The 18638-nt window shown below is 71.8% G+C and carries 15 protein-coding genes; 4 read left to right on the forward strand and 11 right to left on the reverse strand.

The annotated features are described in order from the left end of the window. Positions 1–95: 95 nt before the first annotated feature. The gene (locus tag FR742_RS20495) at positions 96–1565 is read right to left on the reverse strand and encodes a glycoside hydrolase family 13 protein (protein ID WP_148032431.1); all 1470 of its coding nucleotides are present in this window, start codon (positions 1563–1565) and stop codon (positions 96–98) included. 229 nt (positions 1566–1794) lie between these two features. Between FR742_RS20495 and FR742_RS20500 the strand changes: the two genes are divergently transcribed. Continuing rightward, the gene (locus tag FR742_RS20500) at positions 1795–3078 is read left to right on the forward strand and encodes an ABC transporter ATP-binding protein (RefSeq protein WP_148032432.1); all 1284 of its coding nucleotides are present in this window, start codon (positions 1795–1797) and stop codon (positions 3076–3078) included. A gap of 84 nt (positions 3079–3162) precedes the next feature. Here the strand turns inward: FR742_RS20500 and FR742_RS20505 are convergent, their stop codons facing one another. The 5 genes from FR742_RS20505 to FR742_RS45270 form a co-directional block, all read right to left on the reverse strand. Then, positions 3163–4347 (reverse strand): hypothetical protein, encoded by a 1185-nt coding sequence (locus FR742_RS20505; RefSeq protein ID WP_148032433.1) that lies wholly within the window; start codon positions 4345–4347, stop codon positions 3163–3165. Between the two features lie 488 nt (positions 4348–4835). Then, positions 4836–6053, reverse strand: coding sequence for an acyltransferase (locus FR742_RS20510; RefSeq protein WP_261808638.1), 1218 nt, complete (start codon positions 6051–6053; stop codon positions 4836–4838). Between the two features lie 196 nt (positions 6054–6249). Continuing rightward, positions 6250–6852, reverse strand: coding sequence for an amino acid-binding protein (locus FR742_RS44645; protein WP_187281236.1), 603 nt, complete (start codon positions 6850–6852; stop codon positions 6250–6252). Between the two features lie 164 nt (positions 6853–7016). Continuing rightward, complete coding sequence (locus FR742_RS45900; RefSeq protein WP_261808639.1) at positions 7017–7142, reverse strand: hypothetical protein; 126 nt, start codon at positions 7140–7142, stop codon at positions 7017–7019. Next, the gene (locus FR742_RS45270; protein WP_222709006.1) at positions 7139–7327 is read right to left on the reverse strand and encodes a hypothetical protein; all 189 of its coding nucleotides are present in this window, start codon (positions 7325–7327) and stop codon (positions 7139–7141) included. The genes FR742_RS45900 and FR742_RS45270 overlap by 4 nt, the downstream gene beginning before the upstream one ends. 153 nt (positions 7328–7480) lie before the next feature. Between FR742_RS45270 and FR742_RS20525 the strand changes: the two genes are divergently transcribed. Beyond that, positions 7481–8038, forward strand: a complete 558-nt coding sequence (locus FR742_RS20525) for a hypothetical protein (protein ID WP_148032436.1) — start codon at positions 7481–7483, stop codon at positions 8036–8038. A gap of 2 nt (positions 8039–8040) precedes the next feature. Here the strand turns inward: FR742_RS20525 and FR742_RS20530 are convergent, their stop codons facing one another. From FR742_RS20530 to FR742_RS20550, 5 genes are read right to left on the reverse strand one after another with little or no spacing between them, the layout of a single operon-like run. After that, positions 8041–9297, reverse strand: coding sequence for a right-handed parallel beta-helix repeat-containing protein (locus FR742_RS20530; protein ID WP_261808640.1), 1257 nt, complete (start codon positions 9295–9297; stop codon positions 8041–8043). Positions 9298–9349: 52 nt separating this feature from the next. Next, positions 9350–11140 carry a glycoside hydrolase family 13 protein gene (locus FR742_RS20535; protein WP_222709007.1) on the reverse strand — a complete coding sequence of 597 codons (1791 nt, stop codon included), beginning with the start codon at positions 11138–11140 and terminating at the stop codon, positions 9350–9352. Between the two features lie 3 nt (positions 11141–11143). Then, entirely contained in the window at positions 11144–11983 is an 840-nt protein-coding gene (locus FR742_RS20540; protein WP_222709008.1) for a sugar ABC transporter permease, read from the reverse strand. Further along, the gene (locus FR742_RS20545) at positions 11980–13548 is read right to left on the reverse strand and encodes an ABC transporter permease subunit (RefSeq protein WP_148032437.1); all 1569 of its coding nucleotides are present in this window, start codon (positions 13546–13548) and stop codon (positions 11980–11982) included. Before FR742_RS20545 ends, FR742_RS20540 begins: the two co-directional genes overlap by 4 nt. A gap of 6 nt (positions 13549–13554) precedes the next feature. Further along, entirely contained in the window at positions 13555–14814 is a 1260-nt protein-coding gene (locus FR742_RS20550; RefSeq protein WP_148032438.1) for a maltose ABC transporter substrate-binding protein, read from the reverse strand. Between the two features lie 328 nt (positions 14815–15142). Here FR742_RS20550 and FR742_RS20555 point away from each other — a divergent pair, with 328 nt between their 5' ends. Together FR742_RS20555 and FR742_RS20560 are read left to right on the forward strand one after the other, a co-directional pair. Next, positions 15143–16492, forward strand: coding sequence for a cell wall metabolism sensor histidine kinase WalK (locus FR742_RS20555; protein WP_148032439.1), 1350 nt, complete (start codon positions 15143–15145; stop codon positions 16490–16492). Positions 16493–16590: 98 nt separating this feature from the next. Next, on the forward strand, positions 16591–18633 hold the full coding sequence (locus tag FR742_RS20560) for an N-acetylneuraminate synthase family protein (RefSeq protein WP_148032440.1): 2043 nt from the start codon (positions 16591–16593) through the stop codon (positions 18631–18633). Positions 18634–18638 lie beyond the last annotated feature (5 nt).

Genomic DNA, 18638 nt, shown 5'->3' on the forward strand with positions numbered 1-18638 from the left:
ACGGGCCGGCGGAGCGCCGGAAGTCCTGTGGAGCCGGTGTGGGACCTCAACGAGAATCCTCTCGCGCGGGCGACGGGCCGTGAAGCGGGAACCCGTCAGGCCGGATGCCTCATTCTCCACCAGGCCGCCGAATCGGGCGCGCCGGGCTCGTCCGAGGCCAGCAGGAGGTCGCCGTCGACGGCGAAGCCGACCGGTGACCCGGTCAGGTTGACGGTGCACAGCAGGTCGCCCCGCGACAGCACGAGGGTCCCCTCGGGAGAGTCGTGCCAGGTCAGGTCGCCGTCGAAGGAGCGGCGCAGCCGCAGCGCCTCCCGGTAGAGCTCCAGGGTGGAGCCGGGCACGCCCTGCTGGGCCTCCACGCTGAGCCCGGCCCACGCGGCGGGGATGGGCAGCCACGGCTCACGCCAGCCGAGGTCGCGCGTCCAGGGCAGCGGCACCCGGCAGCCGTCGCGGCCGCTGTCGGGGTCGCGCAGCCGCTGCGGGTCGCGCAGGACCTCCTCCGGCAGGTCGAGCACCTCGGGCAAGCCCAGCTCGTCGCCCTGGTAGATGTAGGCGGAGCCGGGCAGGGCGAGCGTGAGCAGGGCGGCGGCGCGGGCCCTGGCCAGGCTGCCGTAGCGGGTGACGTGGCGCTTGACGTCGTGGTTGGACAGCACCCAGGTGGTCGGCGCGCCGACCGAGGCGGCGGTGGCGAGCGAGCTGTCGATCACCTCGCGCAGCGCCTGAGCCTCCCAGGGGGCGAACAGGTAGTGGAAGTTGAACGCCTGGTGCAGCTCGTCCGGCCGCACGTAGAGGGCCAGGCGCTCGGGGGTGGGCGCCCAGGCCTCGGCCACGCCGATGCGCTCCCCCGGGTACGAGTCGAGGATGCGCCGCCACGACCGGTGGATCTCGTGCACGCCGTCGTTGTCGAAGTACGGCACCACGTCGTTGCCGATGAGCCGGGTCTGCCCGGAGTGACCGATGTCGGGCAGGCCGGCCGGCTTGACCATGCCGTGCGCCACGTCGATCCGGAAGCCGTCGACGCCCAGGTCGAGCCAGAAGCGCAGGATCGACTCGAACTCGGCCCGCACCTCGGGATGCTCCCAGTTGAGGTCGGGCTGGGATGGGTCGAACAGGTGGAGGTACCACTGGCCGTCGGCGACCTGGGTCCAGGCCGGGCCGCCGAAGATGGACTCCCAGTCGTTGGGCCGGTCGCGGAAGACGTAGCGGTCGCGGTTGGCCCCGCGCAGCGCCTCCTGGAACCAGGGGTGCTGGTCGGAGGTGTGGTTGGGCACGATGTCGACGATCACCCGCAGGCCGAGCCCGTGTGACTCGTCGATCAGCGCCTTGGCGTCGCCGAGCGTGCCGAAGAGCGGGTCGACGTCGCGGTAGTCGGCGACGTCGTAGCCGAAGTCGGCCATCGGCGAGGGGTAGAAGGGCGTCAGCCAGATCGCGTCCACGCCGAGCGCGGCGAGGTAGGGCAGGCGATCACGGACGCCTATCAGGTCGCCGACCCCGTCGCCGTCGCCGTCGGCGAAACTACGCACGTACACCTGGTAGATCGCGGCGTCCCGCCACCACGTCGCCATAAGCCACCCCCTGAGTCCCGACCATTGAAAGACCTTACCGCAAGTTTTCGCAAGCCCTTCCAAGTAACACATTTCGGAAATAACGGCGTAAGGCACCCCAAAACTCTCGACCGAAACCAGGTATCAGCAGAACTTTTATGTCAAGGGTGGACATGCAGTGTTAATGCGCGATGTACTACCTCTTCAATCCGTCCCCGTCACAGGTGACACGCGCGCAAGGTGTGGGCCCATGAGCTCAGTCGTTCTCGACAACGTGACCAAGGTGTATCCAGGTGATTACCTGGCGGTCGACAAGCTGAGTCTTAGGGCCGAGGACGGCGAGTTCCTCGTCCTCCTCGGCCCGTCCGGTTGCGGCAAGTCCACACTGCTGCGCATGATCGCCGGCCTTGAGGACATCACCGAGGGCGAGCTCTGGCTCGACGGCCAGCTCGCCAACCACGTGGCCCCGCGCGACCGCGACGTGGCCATGGTGTTCCAGAGCGGCGCCCTCTACCCGCACCGGACCGTGCGCGGCAACATCGCCTTCCCCCTGGAGATCGCCAAGGCGGACCCGCAGATGGTGCGCGACCGCGTCACCGAGTTGTCCAAGGCCCTGCACATCGACGAGACCCTGGAGCGGCGGCCGGGAACGCTCTCCGGCGGCCAGCGCCAGCGGGTGGCCATGGGCCGCGCGATCGTCAGGCAGCCCAAGCTGTTCCTGATGGACGAGCCGCTGTCGAACCTGGACGCGGGGATGCGGACCGAGCTGCGCATGGAGATCTCCGCGCTGGTCAGGTCGCTCGGCATCACCACCATCTACGTGACGCACGACCAGGTGGAGGCGCTGACGCTGGCCGACCGCATCGCGATCCTGAACCGCGGCGTGCTGCAGGACGTCGGCACTCCGGCCCAGATTTACAACGATCCAGCGACCGCCTTCGTCGCCGCGTTCCTCAACTCCCAGCAGCTCAACCTGCTCTCGGCCAGCGTGCACACGCCGCAGAACCAGTTCGTCCTGCTGGACTTCGGCCCGCACCGGCTGTCCATCCCGTGGAGCGACCCGCGCGCGTACGCGATCTCGCAGCACACCGGCGGGCAGGTGCTGGTCGGCATGCGGCCGGACGGGCTGGCGCCGGTGCCGGAGTCGTACGACGGACCGGCCTTCTACGGACGGGTGCGCACGCTGGAGTATCACGGCCACGAGTGGATGGCCTACATCGAGTGCGGGGTGCCGGCCGTGCCGGTGCCCGAGCCGCCGGACCCGCGCGAGGGGCGCAACGGCCATCACGCCGCCTCGGGCGGGATCGGCGCGCTGATGCGGCGCATGTTCCCGCAGCGGGAGGAGGAGCCGCAGGAACAGGAGCAGGTCGGCCAGAACGTCGGCAACGGCGTGCACCGCCGCGCCGACCTGACGGTCCGGCTGGGCAACCGCCCGGTGTGGCGTACGGGCGACGCGGCCAAGGTGGGCGTGGACATGAGCCGGTTGATGATCTTCACCCCCGACGGCGCCCGCATCGACAAGCCGCGCCGCTAGCCACCGCACGTCGCCGCCTCCCTCGCCGGAGCCCTCGCAGACAGGTACGCGCCCGCGCGCCCCGGGGTTCGATCCCGCGATGGCTCACCGAGGGCGCGGCGGGGGCACGACCGACCAGCGCGGGCCGTCGGGGGTGTCTTCCACCAGCACGCCGCCCTCCAGCAGGGCCTCGCGCAGCGCGTCGGCCACCTCGTAGCGGCCCTGGGCGCGCAGCTCGCCGCGGAGCGCCAGGAGCGGGCCCATGACGGTGTGGACGCCCGCGGTGGCCGCCTGCTCGCCGAGCCGGGCGATCAGCAGCCGCATCAGCTCTCTGGCCTGGTCGACGCCGCCCGCGTCTTCCTCGGTGTCGGCCGCCCAGGAGACGATCCCGGCCTCCAGCTCCAGCACCGCGCGGGCGGCCGCCGCCAGGTCGGGCGCGGCCACCGCCGCGGCGAAGGCGCGCTCGGCGGCACTCATGGTCTCCTCCAGCGTCACCCCGGCCTGCCGGACCGCCGGCGGCGGGGCCGGGACGGGCGTGCCGGCGCCGCCCTCGGCCAGGCGGCGCAGCTCGGCGAGCCCGGTGCGGGTGCCCGCGGGCAGCACGGTGACCGAGCCGGGCAGCCGGACCGTGACGCCGCCGCGGCCCGCCACCTCGACGGCCTCCGTCTCCAGGTCGATGACGAGCGCGGTGTGCTCGTCGACGCCGAGCACGGCGGTGCCCGGCGGCAGCTCGCGCTCCATCCGCGACAGCCGCCGCTCCCCCAGGTAGCAGTAGCGGGTGTCGTGGGTGCCGCCCTCGGCGTTGTCGAAGTGGGGGATCAGCACGGCGTGCAGCCCGAGCGGCTCCAGCAGGTCGATGCCCTCGCGCCAGCAGGGCTCGGCGCCGACCTTGTAGATCTCGTACACCGGCACCGTCGCCAGGCCGGCCGTGCAGGCGGCGGCGGAGGCGAGCACGGTCACCCCGGACCGCGCCCGCACCCGGGCCCGCAGGTCGCCGGCCACGCCGGAGTGGGTCCAGCGGTCGAGCGCGTAGGTGGGGCTGCCCGGCCCGGAGAACACCCAGTCGGCGCCGGCGACGCCGGGCGCCACCTCGACGTCCAGTCCGACGCTGCGGGCGAAGTAGCGGCGGGCGCGCGCGGAGATGTCGGCCGCGTTCTCCTGGAACGCGTACGGCGTGTCGAGCAGCACGGCCCGCGCCCCCGGCCGCAGCCGGCGCGCGGCGGCGCGGTGCACCTCCACCATGGTCGGGCTCGTCTCTCCCGATCCCATCAGCACGAGCAAGCCGGGCATGGGCCCTCCCCCTTCCGTCGTCCGCCTCCCGACCACTACCGCAGGAGAGGCGACACACATGCGGGATTTACGTTATTGCGTATGATTGGCAGTAAGCTGCGGAACGGTGACGGGAAGACACGTGGTCTGGGTCGAGACGCTCATGCTAAGGGCGGACGCCGACAGTTCGTGGGCTTACCGGCGCGCCGAGACGCGTCCGGAGCCCGGCGAGAGCCCCGACGAGGCCGCGCGCCGCGTCTGCGGGATCTCCGCCGGCGACCCGCTCACCGTCGTCCACTCCACGAGCTGGCGCCACCTGCCGGGCGGCGAGATCGTGCTCACCTACGCGGTGTGCCCCGACCCCGCGCCGTGGCTGCCCGCCGTCGCGCTGCCCCGGCTGGAGCTCGCCATGGGCGCGGCTCCCGCCAGGCCCTCGCCGGAGCGGGTGGAGGTGGCTCACGTGGCCGCGCACGCGGTCCGCCACCTGGCGTTCCTGATGGCGGAGGACCCTATCGTGCGGCGGACGTTGCTGAGGCATCCTCTGCTGGCCCCCGCGCTGGAACGGTGGACGACCTCGACCGCGCGATCCGCCGGCCCAGCTCCTGCATGGGCCGCTCCACGAAGCGGTACGTGAACGCGCTCACCAGCACCACCATCGTCAGCGCCAGCGCCGTCATGGCGAGCTGGTAGGGCAGCGGCTCCGCCCGGAGGTCGCCGGACACCCAGGTGAAGTACCTCAGCAGCGGGTGGTGCACCAGATAGAGCGAGTAGCTGACGAGCCCCAGCCAGACGAGCACCCGGGGCACCCGCCGCCCGCGCAGCGCCATGCCCGCCGCGAACGTGGCGGCCACGAGCACGATCGTGGTGATCCAGATGTCGGGCTGGACCCACCACCACCCAGCCATGATCGCCCAGAACGGCACGCAGGCGACCGCCACGAGCGTGACCGCCACCGGCCACAACCGGCCCTCGCCCCGCTCCCAGCGGTAGATCGCGGTGCCGGCGAACATCAGCGCCAGCACCGCCACCCCCACCCACGGCACCCGGCTGCCCAGCACCAGCAGCGTCAGCGCCATCACGCCCAGCACGGCCGCGGCCGTCCGGCGGAACCGCCCGGTGATCAGGCAGACGAGGCCGGTCACGAACACCGCGCACGACACGTACGCGACCCAGCCGCCGGTCAGCACCCCCCGCGTCATCAGCACCCCGGTCGCCACCGCCCCGGCCGCGAACAGCATCGCCAGCAGCCCGCTGCGGTGGTGCAGCCGGACCATGAACAGCGCCGTGACCATCAGGTAGAACACCATCTCGTACGAGAGCGTCCACATGGTGTCGGCGACCCCGGCCACGTCCACGACGTCGAGCAGCATGGTGGCGTGGCCGGCGACCGACGCCCAGTCGCGCTCGACCGCCTCGCGGACCGGCACCCACCAGTGGAGCGCGACCACCAGCAGGCCGACGGCCAGGAAGAGCGGGTAGAGGCGGAACACGCGGCTGAGCCAGAACGTGCGCACGTCGCCGTGGCGCTCCAGCGACGCCGGGATGATGTAGCCGCTGACCAGGAAGAACACGAAGATCCCGTACACGCCGAGATGGAACCACTGCGGGCGCACGGAAGGCAGGAACCACGGGGTCATGTGCTCGGCGACCACGGCCAGCGCGCCGATGCCACGCAGCGCGTCCAGCCACGCCAGGCGTGGCTGGGCCGGAGCGGAGGCTTCTGACACCCGCCCAAACCTACCCGTACCCATAGGAGAAATGCTCGGCGATCAACAACAACCCCGAAATCTTCTCCCTAAAGCCACAGTCTTCCCATCCCGGACGAACTACCGGGTCCGCCTCAGCGGTGGGTGGACGAAAAGGCGGGGTGGTCGGTGCCGGAGGTCCGTCCGGAGCGGGACGGGGCCGCGGGCGCACGGGCGGTCAGACGCGGGCGGCCAGGGCGGAGACGACGTCCACGATCCGCACGGCCCGTTCCAGCTCGGCGCGGTGGAACCCGGGCCCGTCGGCCCGGGCCACGAGCAGGTGCAGCTGGTACGCGGTCATGGGCAGCAGCATGAGCCGCACCTTCTCGCCGTCCAGCGTGGCGGCGCGCGGCGGCGGCTCGGGCAGGTCCACGAGTTCGGGCGCGGCGATGGAGCTGTGGACCACCGAGCCGCCGGCGTAGGCCACCGACCATTCCGCGCCGCACAGGCCGGGCAGCGCGTCCACCAGCGTGGCGAGGCCGCGCGACGGCTCGGCGGCCACGTGCATGAGCAGGTCGTAGTCGGGCGCGGAGCCGGGGACCTCGCGGGTCGGCCACACGCCCTCCACCCGCACGCCTGGCACGGCGGAGAACCGCTCCCGCACCTCGTCCGCGCCCGCCGGGCCCGGCCAGGACACCACGAAGTCGTCCACCGCCCTGCCCATCTCACGTTCGAGCACGGTGACCTGGAGGATGTCGGCGCCCAGCGTGCCCAGCACCTTGGCGACCTGGCCGAGCCCTCCCGGCCGGTCGGCTAGCGACACCCTCAGTCGCAGCAGCATTGCCCCTCCCCTTTTCCGAGGCTTTCACAGTGCCGCGGAGAGGTTTCCGGCATGTTCCACGGATATGTCACGCTTGCTGCGCTTAATCCCAGCATGCAGCTTCCATACCGGTTCACGCCGCCAAGAACCGGGCAAGACTGACCGCGTATTGCGCCAAGCCGCCGTCAGGCGCGCTCCTGCAGCACCCGGCCGTCGCCGTCGAGGTCGTCGAAGAACACGAACGAGTTCCATCGGCCTCCCCGCCCTTCGGCGAGCGTGCCGTCCCGCTCGTAGTGCTTGACCGCGCTCACATGGAGCGGCCCGAGCCGGGCGGCGTCAGCCGGACCACCCGCGTCTCCTCGTTCACCCGCGAGTCGTGGTCCACATCGAACCCCGGCCGCTCGCTGGAGAACCCCTTGGCCTTCTCCACGTCGGCGACGGGGATGGAGACGACTTCGATCTTCCAGTCCGTGGGTCTCTCTCTCGTCGCTTTCACAGGAAGCGTCGTGCGGATCGCGCCCGTTTCGACACCACCACAGGGTCGCGGATAGGTAATCATTGATCTCGGTCACGAGGGTGGCCTGAGAACGGTTGCAGAGAGCGCGGTACGGTGAGGCGCAGAGGATGGCCTGGATGGCTGCATGTCGGCGTGCTGGAGCACAGGCTGACGCGGATGTGGGAGCCGGGGACGCTGCCGCCGCCGGAGTCACTCGTGGCCGTCATGACGCTCGCGGCGGTGCCGCGCGCCCTGGGCGCCCGCCTGGCCGACCACCTCGACGGCGGCCTGGTGGTGGGCCCCGGCTCCGTTCCTGACCTGCCGGCCTTCGAGAAGCTGCGCGCCATCCCGCTGCCGCAGCAGGAGGGCACGTGGGAGCGGAGCGCCGGCGTCTACGACCCGGTCCTGCGCCGCATCGCGGTCGGCAGCGTACCCTCGCCGTCGGTCAACGTGTGCGGTCACGAGCTGGGCCACGCCATCGACCACTCCGACGGCCGGCCCTCGGCCGACCGCTGGTGGACCTTCCTGCACGCGCTGCGCCGGCCCCGGCTGGAGTCGCCGTACCGGCAGGACGTGTCGGAGCTGTTCGCGGAGAGCTTCGCGTGCGTGCTGACCCGCCGCACCGGCAGGCTGATCACCCTGCTGGGCGGCGACGAGCCCGCCGCCCGCCAGGTCTACGACTGGATGTCGAGCCGTTACGGCATCGGCTGACGTTACTGGTAGGCGCCCGCGTGGCGGGTGGAGGAGGGCAGCGGCTTGCCGGTGATGTCCTTGGCCAGCGCGGCGCCGCCGAACCACGACGGGCCGAGGCGGACCGCGCGGCCACGGGCCGGCGACGAGGGCGCCAGGCGCAGGTTGGTCCGCGAGACGAAGCGCGGGTCGGCCATGACGGAGCCGGAGCCGAGCTTGAACTCGGCCTTGCGCGCCTTGTAGACGCTGCTCGCCTCGTCGGCGCCCTTGGCGTCCTCGTAGCCGGCCGTGCCGCCCACCACGATGACGTTGTTGCGCAGCTTCAGGATCGACGGGGAGCAGCCGTCGTGGCAGGACCAGCCGATGGTGTCGCGGGCCGGCATGTAGACGGAGTTGTGCACGGCCGTGGTGCCCTTGACCGGGCCCACGACGTGGCGGGCGCCGCGGGTGACGAGGAAGGAGCCGGTCTTCAGCGAGGAGGTGACGACGTTGAAGGCGAACACGTTGCCCGTGGCGGTGTCGCCCTTCTTGGCGCCGAGCTCGCTGAAGGTGTTGTTGTCGTGGGTGCGGTTGTGGGTGATCCGGTTGCGGTTGCCGCCGAAGATCTCGATGGCGGCGCCGTCGACGCCGTAATCGTAGCTCTTGGCGTGACTGCCGGTGATCGTGTTGCCGGTGACGAGGTTGTCGTCGCCGTTGAGCAGGATGCCGAAGGCGCCGGAGTCGTTGTCGCCGCCCTTGTCGTTGACGCTCATCCGGTTGTTCCTGGTGAAGGTGCTGTCCTTGATCGTGTTGCGGGAACCGCTGGGGGTGACGGTCGCGCCGGTCACGTTGCGGTCGGCCTGCACCTTGGACAGCACGTTGTGGTCGCCCTTGATCTCGAACCCCGCCCAGGCGCAGTTGCTGGCGCGCAGGCCGCTGATGCGCCAGTGGTCGCCGGCGACGACCACGCAGTTGGCGTCCCGGCCGCCGATCCTGGGCAGCGCGCCCTTGCCGTAGGCCTTGACGGTGATGGGCGAGCGGGCGGTGCCCTTCGCGGCGAGCACGAGCGAGCCGGTGAAGCTGCTGCCCCGCTTGACGGCGACGGTGTCGCCGGGCTTGAGGTCGGCGGCGTTGACCGCGTCGAGCGACCGCCACGCCCGGTCGGCGGCGGTGCCGTCGGCGGCGTCGTCACCCGCCTTGGAGTCCACGTAGTAGGTGGTGCCGGCGTGGGCGGCCGCCTGGGCCGGCAGCGGCAGGGCGGGCAGGAGCGAAGCCAGGACGGCCACGGACAGCAACCTCATCGGGCACACCTATAACTCGATCAACTCTGACGGGGCGGCCCCAACCGTAGCGTCATCGGCCGATGACCCGCCACACGGACAGCGACGGTCCATCACCTGTTCCGTCATTCGTGTCGCCGCCGTTATGGACGAGGTCGGCGCGGGCGGGCAGGGCCAGCGGAGCCCCCGGCGCGCGGCGGGCGCACACGAGCAGCGTCTCCTCGTACGTCTCGCGCGCGAACACCAGGCAGTCGGCGTCGGCGTGCAGCCAGCGCAGCCCGCCGTGGCGCAGGGCGGGTTCGCGGCGGCGCAGGCCGAGCAGGTCGCGGTAGGCGGCGAGGGTGGCCGGGTCCCGGTCTGCGGGGCGGTTCCAGGGCATGGGGGTGCGGGAGTGCTCGCCGTTGACGCCGGTGAGGCCGAACTCGCTGCCGGCGAACACCATGGGCGTGCCGGGCAGCGTGGCCTGCAGGCCGAGCGCGACGAGGTGGCGCTCGCGCGAGCCGGTGACGGTGCGGATCCGCGGCGTGTCGTGCGAGTCGAGCAGCTGCCAGGAGTGCACGAGCGAGCGCCACGACATGTGCGAGGCGAAGGACCGCAGCGTGGCCAGGGCGGCGAGGCCGTCGCGGCGGGGCACGCCGCCGGGCACGCCGAGGAAGTGCTCCAGGCCGAGCGTGCCGGCGCGCAGCCAGGACCAGACGGGACGGGTGAAGCCGCCGTAGTTCATCGTGCCGTGCCAGCCGTCGCGGTCCAGGTCGGACGAGGCGTCGTGGTTGTGCTCGGCGACGAACGCGGCGCCGGGCGGCAGGGCGCGGCGCAGCAGGGCCGCGGCCTCGTGGTTGTGGTCGTCGGCGCCGAACCGGCCGGTCATGTTGGCCACGTCCACCCGCCAGCCGTCGAACGGCCCGGTCCAGCGGGCGAGCACCTGGCGCATGCGGTCGCGGACGAGCGGGCTGCCCCAGTTGAGCTTGGGCAGCGACTTGAAGCCCCACCAGGACTCGTAGTCGCCGGTGTCGGGGTCGAAGTAGTACATGTCCCGTTCGGGGGCGCGCACGTCGGAGACGGCGGCGGTGAACCAGGCGTGGGCGTCGCCGGTGTGGTTGGCGGTGATGTCGCCGAGCAGCCGCATGCCGCGCCCGTGCAGCGCGTCCGCCAGCCGGCGCAGCGCGGCGTCGCCGCCGAGCAGCGGGTCGACGCGGTCGAAGTCGGCGGCGTCGTAGCGGTGGTTGGAGCGGGCCGGGAAGATCGGGGTCAGGTAGACGGTGTCGGCGCCGAGGCTCTCGATGTGGCCGAGGTGGCGGACGACGCCGTCGAGGTCGCCGCCGTAGAACTGCTCGGCGGTGCCGGGGCCGCTGGGGATGACCGGGTCGCGGTCCCAGTCGCGGGGCAGCGCCCATGCCGGGGCCGGGTCCGGCATGGGGCCCGAGCGGGCGAACCGGTCGGGGAAGATCTGGTAGACGATCGAGCCGGCCATCCACGCGGGGGGCGGCTCGTGGCAGACCAGGCGGAAGTCCCCGGAGTCGGGCAGGTCGTGCGCGAACAGCCCGGCGGCGGTCAGCCACGCCTGGCCGCCGGTGGTCTCCAGCAGGAAGCGGTAGCGGGTGACCGGGTTCACCGGGGTGACCTCGGCCCGCCACCAGTCGTCGCCGGCACCGTACCCGCCGACGGGGCGGCCGGTCCTGGCGGGGTCAGGCGCGGCGCGGGCGTAGCGCGGCTCGCCGTCGTGGACGGCGCGCACGTGCGCGGCGGTGACCCCGGCGGCGCGCGGGGCGCGCAGCCAGAGCGTCACCGGGGCGCCGGGCTCGGGCGCCTGCGTGGAGACGTACAGCGGGGAGCCGTCGTGGTGCGGCAGATCCAGGAAGCGCATGAGTCACCCCTTGACGGCGCCGGAGGTGAGTCCGGAGACGATGTACTTCTGCAGCCAGAGGAAGACGCTGACGGTCGGGATCGCGGTGAGCAGCGTGGCGGCGGCGAACATGCCGAAGTTCTCGTTGCGCCGGTCGCCGGCGATCATCCCGTACATGCCCACGGCGAGCGTCTTGCTCTCCGGGTCGCGCAGGAAGACGTTCGCCATGAGGAACTCGCTCATGGTGGTGATGAACGCCAGCAGCGCGGTGACCGCGAGGATCGGCGTGACCAGCGGCATGATGACCTTCCAGAAGACCTGCGCGTGCGTGGCGCCGTCCACGGTGGCGGCCTCGTCGAGCTCCTTCGGCACGGTGTCCAGGAAGCCCTTCATCAGCCAGGTGTTCACGCCGAGCGCGCCGCCCAGGTAGAGCAGCATGAGCCCCCACACGGTGTCGAAGCCGAACGCCGGGTACAGCTCGGTCACCCTGGTGAAGATCATGAAGATCGTCACGATGGCCAGGAACTGCGGGAACATCTGGATGAGCAGCAGCGCCAGCAGCCCGACCCGGCGCCCGGCGAAGCGCATCCGGCTGAAGGCGTAGGCGGCGAACATCGACAGCAGCAGGCTGGCGAACGACGACAGCAGCGCGATGAACACCGAGTTGAAGAACCACCGGCCGAACGGGTAGACGTCCGAGGTCATCAGCTCGCCGAAGTTGTCCAGGCCGGCTCCGGTCGGCAGCAGCTCGGTCGAGGCGAGGGTGCCCAGCGGGTTGATCGCCGCCGAGACGACGAACAGGATGGGGAAGATCGCGAACGCGCACACGGCGAGCACGAACGCGTGCCTGAGCGCCAGCTTCACGCGTACACCTCCTCCTGCTTGCGGGTACGGCGGAACGCCACGGCCGAGACGATCGCCACGATGGCGAAGATGAACACCGAGATCGCGGCCGCGAAGCCGAACTGCGCGCCGCCGGTGCCGAAGGCCAGCCTGAACGTGTAGGTGATGAGCAGGTCGGTGCCCCCCACCTGCGGGTTCTCCGGCGGGAACGGCCCGCCCTCGGTGGTGAGCTGGATGGCGTTGAAGTTGTTGAAGTTGTACGCGAACGACGAGATGAGCAGCGGCGTCAGCGCCACCAGCAGCAGCGGCAGCGTCACCCGCCGGAACGCCTTCCACGGGGTGGCCCCGTCGATGGCGGCGGCCTCGGTCAGCTCCCGCGGGATCGCCTGCAGCGCCCCGGTCGTGACCAGGAACATGTACGGGAAGCCCAGCCACAGGTTGACCAGGACGACGGCGAGCCGGGCGGTGGTCACCTCGCCGAGCCAGTCCACGTTCAGCCCGAGCATCTGGTTGACCAGCCCGAAGTCGCGGTTGAACATGTCACGCCAGACCAGCAGCATCGCGAACGACGGCATGGCGTACGGCAGGATGAGCGCGATCCGGTAGGCCTTGGTGCCGCGCATGCGCGGGTGGTGCAGGGCCAGCGCGACGGCCATGCCGAGCCCGAACGTGCCGGCTACGGAGGCCAGCGCGAAGACCGCGTTCCAGCCGAACACGCCGAGGAAGTAGCCGGAGATCGTGGGGTTGGTCAGCACCCTGGCGAAGTTGGCCAGGCCGACGTTGACCTGCCAGCCCTGGGCCAGGTGCTCGCCGGCGGCGTTGACGAAGTAGCCCTGCGACCCGTCGGCGCGCCACGGGCCGCCCTCGCCCCACATGCAGTCGCAGCCCGCGTCGTAGACGAGCGCCGCCCTGCCCTCGACGGCGCGGCTGAGCCCGTTGGCCTTGATGGCCCCGCCGTCGGTGGGCACGGTCAGCGCGGCGATCTCCTCGCCGCGGGCGGCGGCCTGCGGCGCGGTCAGCACGGTGACGCCGGGCGCGCGCAGCACCTTGCCGGTGACGCCGACCTCGGCGCCGGGCAGCGGCGACAGCCCGCCCGCGTCGCCGAGCCGGACCTGCTTGGTGGCGGGGTCGACGAGCAGGAACACCAGTTCGCCGCCGCGCAGCGCGGTGGTGAGCTGGTACTCGGGCGAGCCGGGCGCCTGCCGTACGGAGCCGCGCTCGATGGCGGTGATCGCCGCCGCCTTGTCACCGCGGTGGCCGTCGCCGAAGTTGGTGAAGGCGGTGGTCACCGTGTAGAGCACCGGGAACACCTGGAAGGCGATGAGGAAGACGGTGCCGGGGACGAGATACTTGGCCGGGACGTACCGCCGGGTCAGGTAGAGGTAGCCGATGACGGTGGTGGCCCCGAGCAGCACGGCCAGCCCGATCCACGACCCGGTGGCGACCAGCGGCGGCGCGGCGTAGAGCAGGATCGCGGCGGCGACGGCGAGCACCGCGATCCTGCTCACCACGAAGGCGGTGGTGATGTTGCGGCGGGGCCGCGGAGCCTGTGACGCCTCCGCGGTCTCGCGCACGTCCGGCGACATGGGGCGTCAGTTCTTGAGCGAGCCGTCGATGGTCTTCTGCGCGGCGGCGGCCGCCTCGGCCGGGTCGCCGCCCTTGACCACGCCTGCCTCGGCGATGCCGAACGGCTCCCACACGGCCTGCATCTCCGGGATGGCGGGCATCGGCATGCCGTCCTTGCCCGCGTCCATGAACTTGCCGGCGTCGGCGTCGGCCGCCTTGACCTCCTCCAGGGCGGCGGTCAGCGCCGGGGGCCGGGGGTCGGCGTCGTACAGCGCCTTGGCGACGTCCTTGTTGGTCACGTAGTTGGTGACGAACTCCTGGGCGAGCGTCTTGTTCTGGCCCTTGGCCGCGACGAAGAACGACTGGACGCCGACGAACGGGGTGGCGGGCTCGCCGCCCTCGAACGACGGGACGGGCGTGATGTCGTAGCCGAAGCCGCCCTTCTTGACGTCGGTCATGGCCCACGGGCCGGAGATGAGGAAGGCGCACTTCTTGCCGGCGAAGCTGGGGATGTAGTTCTCGTTGGTGATCGACGTCTTGAGCGCGCCGTCGCCCTTCTCCCCCAGCTCGCGCAGCTTCCCGAAGGCCTTGACCGAGCCCTCGGAGCCGACCAGCACCTGCTTGGGGTCGGGGTCGCCGGCCGGGGTGGAGCCGAACAGCTTGCCGCCGCCGGCGGCGAACAGCGGGTAGACGTGGAAGGCGTCGCCCTTCTGGGCCACGGGCAGGCAGAGGATCTCCTGGACCTTGCCGTCGTCCTTGAGCTTCTTGCCGGTCGCCACCATGTCCTCGATCGTGGCGGGCGCGTCGGGGGCCAGGTCGGTGTTGCGGATCAGGGCGATGTTCTCGACGGCGTACGGGGCGCCGTAGATCTGGCCGTCGAAGGTGACCGCCTTGATCGCGATGTCGGAGAACGCCGCCTTCTGCTCCTCGGTCAGGTTGACCGGCTCGATGGCGCCGTTCTGCACCAGGTTGCCGATCCAGTCGTGCGCGCCGACCATGACGTCGGGGCCGCTGCCCTGCTGGGAGGCGGTCAGGAAGGTCTGCTGGTTGTCCTTGCTGATCTCCTTCACCTCGACGGTCACGCCGTTCTCGGTGCCGAACTGATCGGCGAAGGGGGTGAGGGCCTTGACCCGGTTGGGGTCGGCCCAGATGACGAGGTTGCCCGACGCGGGAGCGGCCGAGGCGGACTCGCTCGGCGCCGCGGAGGGGGCAGCGGGGTCGGAGCCGCCACAGGCGGTTAAGGCCAGCGTCGCGAGAGCGGCCACGCCCAGGGCTCGCTTGCTCATGAGACCTCCCGAAAGATCAGTGATCGACCGCTTTCGCGGCTCTTGTTTCCGGGACGTTAGCTGGATTTTGCAATTTTTGGAAGATTTTGCAAGAGGGCGTTACCCGATCCTCATCCAGAGGCATTCCGGGGAGGCTCAACCTCCAGCGTCCGACGGTGTGCAAGTTTCGGCAAGCTTGCATCCCCACCCGGCGGAAGCCGGCGGGGTCCCACCCGATTCTCCCGCGCCGGCCGGTGCGGGACCGTCTTTGATGAGGATCGGGAGCATTTGACCTTTCTTTCCCTCGGCGCGGCAGTCCGCGAAGACTACGGTCGGTAGCGTCGGTGAGGTGCGCCTGTGGGCCCGATCCCTGCGGGGACGCGTCACCATCATCGCCACGGTCGTCGCCGCGCTCGTGCTCACCCCCGTGGCGATCGCGGGCGTCCTCATCACCCGCCACCTGATCGCGCAGGCGACCTGGGACTCCACGGGAGACACCGCCGCCCGCATCGCCGCCCGGGTGCGCGGCGGCGAGCTGGGCGCCGGCCACGGGCTGCCGGTGCTCGACAGCGACGTCGACCTGATCCAGCTGGTCGCGCACGACGGCCGGATCCTCGCGGCGAGCGACGCGGCCAGGAAACTGCCGATGCTGAGCGGCGTGCGGCCGCGGCCGGGCGGCCGGGACGTCGACGTCACCGCTTGCCTGCCCGCCATGTGTATGCACATCACCGTGATGCGGGCCGGCCTGACCGCCGAGGCGCCGATCGTCTACGCGGCGCGGCGCACCCCGCCCCTGCTCTCCACCCGGAGCATGGAGATCAGCGCGGCCGTCCAGCTCGCCGCGATCCTCGCGCTCACCGCCTGGGCGACCTGGGTGGTCACCGGCTCGGCCCTGCGCCCGGTGGCGCGGATGCGGCGGGAGCTGGACCACATCACCGCCCGCGACCTGAGCCGCCGGGTGACGGAGCCGCCGGGTGACGACGAGGTGGCGCAGCTCGCCCGCTCCGTCAACGGCACCCTGGCCCGCCTGGAACGCGCCGGGCTGCAGCAGCGCCAGTTCGCCGCCGACGCCTCGCACGAGCTGCGCACCCCGATCGCCGGGCTGCGCGCCCAGCTGGAGAGCGCCCAGCTCTACCCGGACGAGGCCGACGTGCGGACGCTGGTGAAGTCCGCGCTGCGCGACACCGACCGGCTGGAGGCCATCATCACCGACCTGCTGCTGCTGGCCAGGATCGGCTCCGGCGAGGACGCCGCCGCCAGGGAGCAGGTGGACCTGGCCGAGCTGGTCCGCCAGGAGCTCGCCAGGCGCACGGACAGGGTCCCGGTGAGGACCGAGCTCGCCGAGGGCGTCACCGTGCACGGCGTCCGGCTCCAGCTGGCCAGGGTGCTGACGAACCTGCTGGACAACGCCCAGCGGCACGCCGAGAAGCAGGTGTCCGTCGAGGTGCGGCGGCAGGACGGCCAGGCTGTGCTCTGCGTGGAGAACGACGGCGCGCCGATCGCCGTCGGCGACCGCAAGCGCATCTTCGAGCGGTTCACCCGGCTGGACGCCGCCCGCAGCCGGGACGCGGGCGGCACCGGGCTGGGCCTGGCGATCGCCCGCGACGTGGCGCTCGCGCACGGCGGGCAGATCCGGGTGGAGGACAGCCCGCACGGCGCCAGGTTCGTGCTGCGCCTGCCGGCCACCTGGCCCGGGTGACGCAACCCGATGCCCCCGGAAAGTTAAGAACGGGGACGCTGCCAGTTCAACCAGCGCCTCTAGCTTCTGGATGCAACCCGGAGGATAGAGGAGATACGTTGCGAGTCCTGGCCGTAGTTCCCGCCCGTGGAGGTTCGGCGGGCGTACCACTGAAGAACCTCGCCCCCGTCGGGGGCACCCCGCTCGTGGCCCGCGCGGTCCGCGCGTGCCTGCAGGCCGAGCTGGTGGACGAGGTGGTGGTGAGCACCGATCACCCGGGCATCGCCGAGGCCGCCGAGCGGGCGGGCGCGCGGGTGGTGGAGCGGCCGGCCGAGCTGAGCGGCGCCACGGCCTCCAGCGAGTCGGCCGTGCTGCACGCCCTCGACGCCCTGGGCGAGGACCCCGAGGTCGTCGTGCTCGTGCAGTGCACGAGCGCGTTCATCGATCCCGCCGACCTGTCGGCGGCCGTGCGCCGGGTGCTCGACGGCGAGGCCGACGCGGTCTTCTCCGGTACGCCGACGCACGAGTTCCTGTGGACCCCGGCCGGCGCGGGCGTCAACCACGACCCGGCGTCCCGGCCGCGCAGGCAGGACATGGAGCCGCAGTTCCGCGAGACCGGCGCCTTCTACGTGATGCGCGCGGCGGGGTTCCGCGAGCGCGGTCACCGCTTCTTCGGCGACGTGGCCGTGCAGGCGGTGCCGGCCCGGCACGCGGTCGAGGTGGACACGCCCGAGGACCTGGAGATCGTAAGGGCGCTGGCCCCGTTCGTGGACGCGCCCGAGCCGATCGACGTGGACGCGGTCATCACCGACTTCGACGGCGTGCACACCGACGACCGCGCCTACGTCGACTCCGAGGGCCGCGAGATGGTGCTGGTCAGCCGCTCGGACGGGATGGGCGTGTCGCTGCTGCGCCGCGCCGGGGTGAAGGTGCTGGTCATGTCGACCGAGCACAACCCGGTGGTGGCGGCCAGGGCGCGCAAGCTCGGCGTGCCGGTGCTGCAGGGGCTGGCCGACAAGCGGACGGTGCTGCGCGACTGGCTCGCCATCGAGAACCTCGACCCGGCCCGCGTGGCGTACGTCGGCAACGACGTCAACGACCTGGGCCCGATGGCCGAGGTGGGCTGGCCGGTCGCGGTGCCGGACGCGCACCCGCGGGTGCGCGCCGCGGCCCGGGTGGTGCTGACCAGGGCGGGCGGCGACGGCGCGGTGCGCGAGCTGTGCGACCGGGTGGTCGCGGCCCGGCCGGTCCCGGAGGAGCCGGCTCCGGCCGCGCCGCCGCGGCTCAGGTTCCGCCCGGTGTCCATCGGGGACGTGCCGGTCGGCGACGGCGAGCCGGTGTACGTGATCGGCGAGATCGGCATCAACCACAACGGCGACCTCGACATCGCCCGCCGGCTCATCGACGTGGCGGCCGACGCCGGCTGCCAGGCGGTGAAGTTCCAGAAGCGCACCCCGGCCATCTGCGTGCCCGAGGCGCAGAAGGGGCAGATCCGGCAGACGCCGTGGGGCGAGATGACCTACCTGGAGTACAAGGAGCGCACCGAGTTCGGCGCCGACGAGTACCGGCAGATCGCTGAGTACTGCGACGAGCGCGGCCTGCACTGGTTCGCCTCCCCGTGGGACGTGCCGTCGGTGGAGTTCCTGGAGGACATGGACGTCCTGACGCACAAGGTGGCCTCGGCCGGCGTCGCCGACCACCAGCTGCTGCGCGCGCTGGCCGCCACCGGCAAGCCGATCATCCTGTCGACCGGGATGTCCACGCTGCGGGAGATCGACGAGGCCGTGGAGATCCTCGGCACCGACAAGCTGATCATGATGCACGCGACGTCCACGTACCCGCTGCCTCCCGAGGAGGCCAACCTGCGCACGATCACCACGCTCAAGGAGCGGTACGGGGTGCCGGTCGGCTACTCGGGGCATGAGCGGGGCCTGCAGATCTCGCTGGCCGCGGTGACGCTCGGCGCGGTCTGCGTGGAGCGGCACATCACCCTCGACCGCACCATGTGGGGCTCCGACCACGCCGCCTCGCTGGAGCCGTCGGGCCTGGAGCACCTGGTGCGCGACATCCGGATCATCGAGCAGGCCATGGGCGACGGCGTCAAGCGGGTCTTCCCCGGCGAGGAGGCCCCGAAGGCGCGGCTGCGCCGGATCACCGTCTGACCTCG

The sequence above is a fragment of the Nonomuraea sp. C10 genome (assembly GCF_008017515.1).
In the GTDB taxonomy this organism is placed as follows: domain Bacteria; phylum Actinomycetota; class Actinomycetes; order Streptosporangiales; family Streptosporangiaceae; genus Nonomuraea; species Nonomuraea ferruginea.

Coding starts and splice junctions, on each gene's coding strand:
- FR742_RS20545 (WP_148032437.1), bottom strand. CDS start 13,548: ATGTCGCCGGACGTGCGCGAGACCGCGGAGGCGTCACAGGCTCCGCGG.
- FR742_RS20550 (WP_148032438.1), bottom strand. CDS start 14,814: ATGAGCAAGCGAGCCCTGGGCGTGGCCGCTCTCGCGACGCTGGCCTTA.
- FR742_RS20500 (WP_148032432.1), top strand. CDS start 1,795: ATGAGCTCAGTCGTTCTCGACAACGTGACCAAGGTGTATCCAGGTGAT.
- FR742_RS20530 (WP_261808640.1), bottom strand. CDS start 9,297: ATGAGGTTGCTGTCCGTGGCCGTCCTGGCTTCGCTCCTGCCCGCCCTG.
- FR742_RS20505 (WP_148032433.1), bottom strand. CDS start 4,347: ATGCCCGGCTTGCTCGTGCTGATGGGATCGGGAGAGACGAGCCCGACC.
- FR742_RS20495 (WP_148032431.1), bottom strand. CDS start 1,565: ATGGCGACGTGGTGGCGGGACGCCGCGATCTACCAGGTGTACGTGCGT.
- FR742_RS20535 (WP_222709007.1), bottom strand. CDS start 11,140: ATGCGCTTCCTGGATCTGCCGCACCACGACGGCTCCCCGCTGTACGTC.
- FR742_RS44645 (WP_187281236.1), bottom strand. CDS start 6,852: ATGCTGCTGCGACTGAGGGTGTCGCTAGCCGACCGGCCGGGAGGGCTC.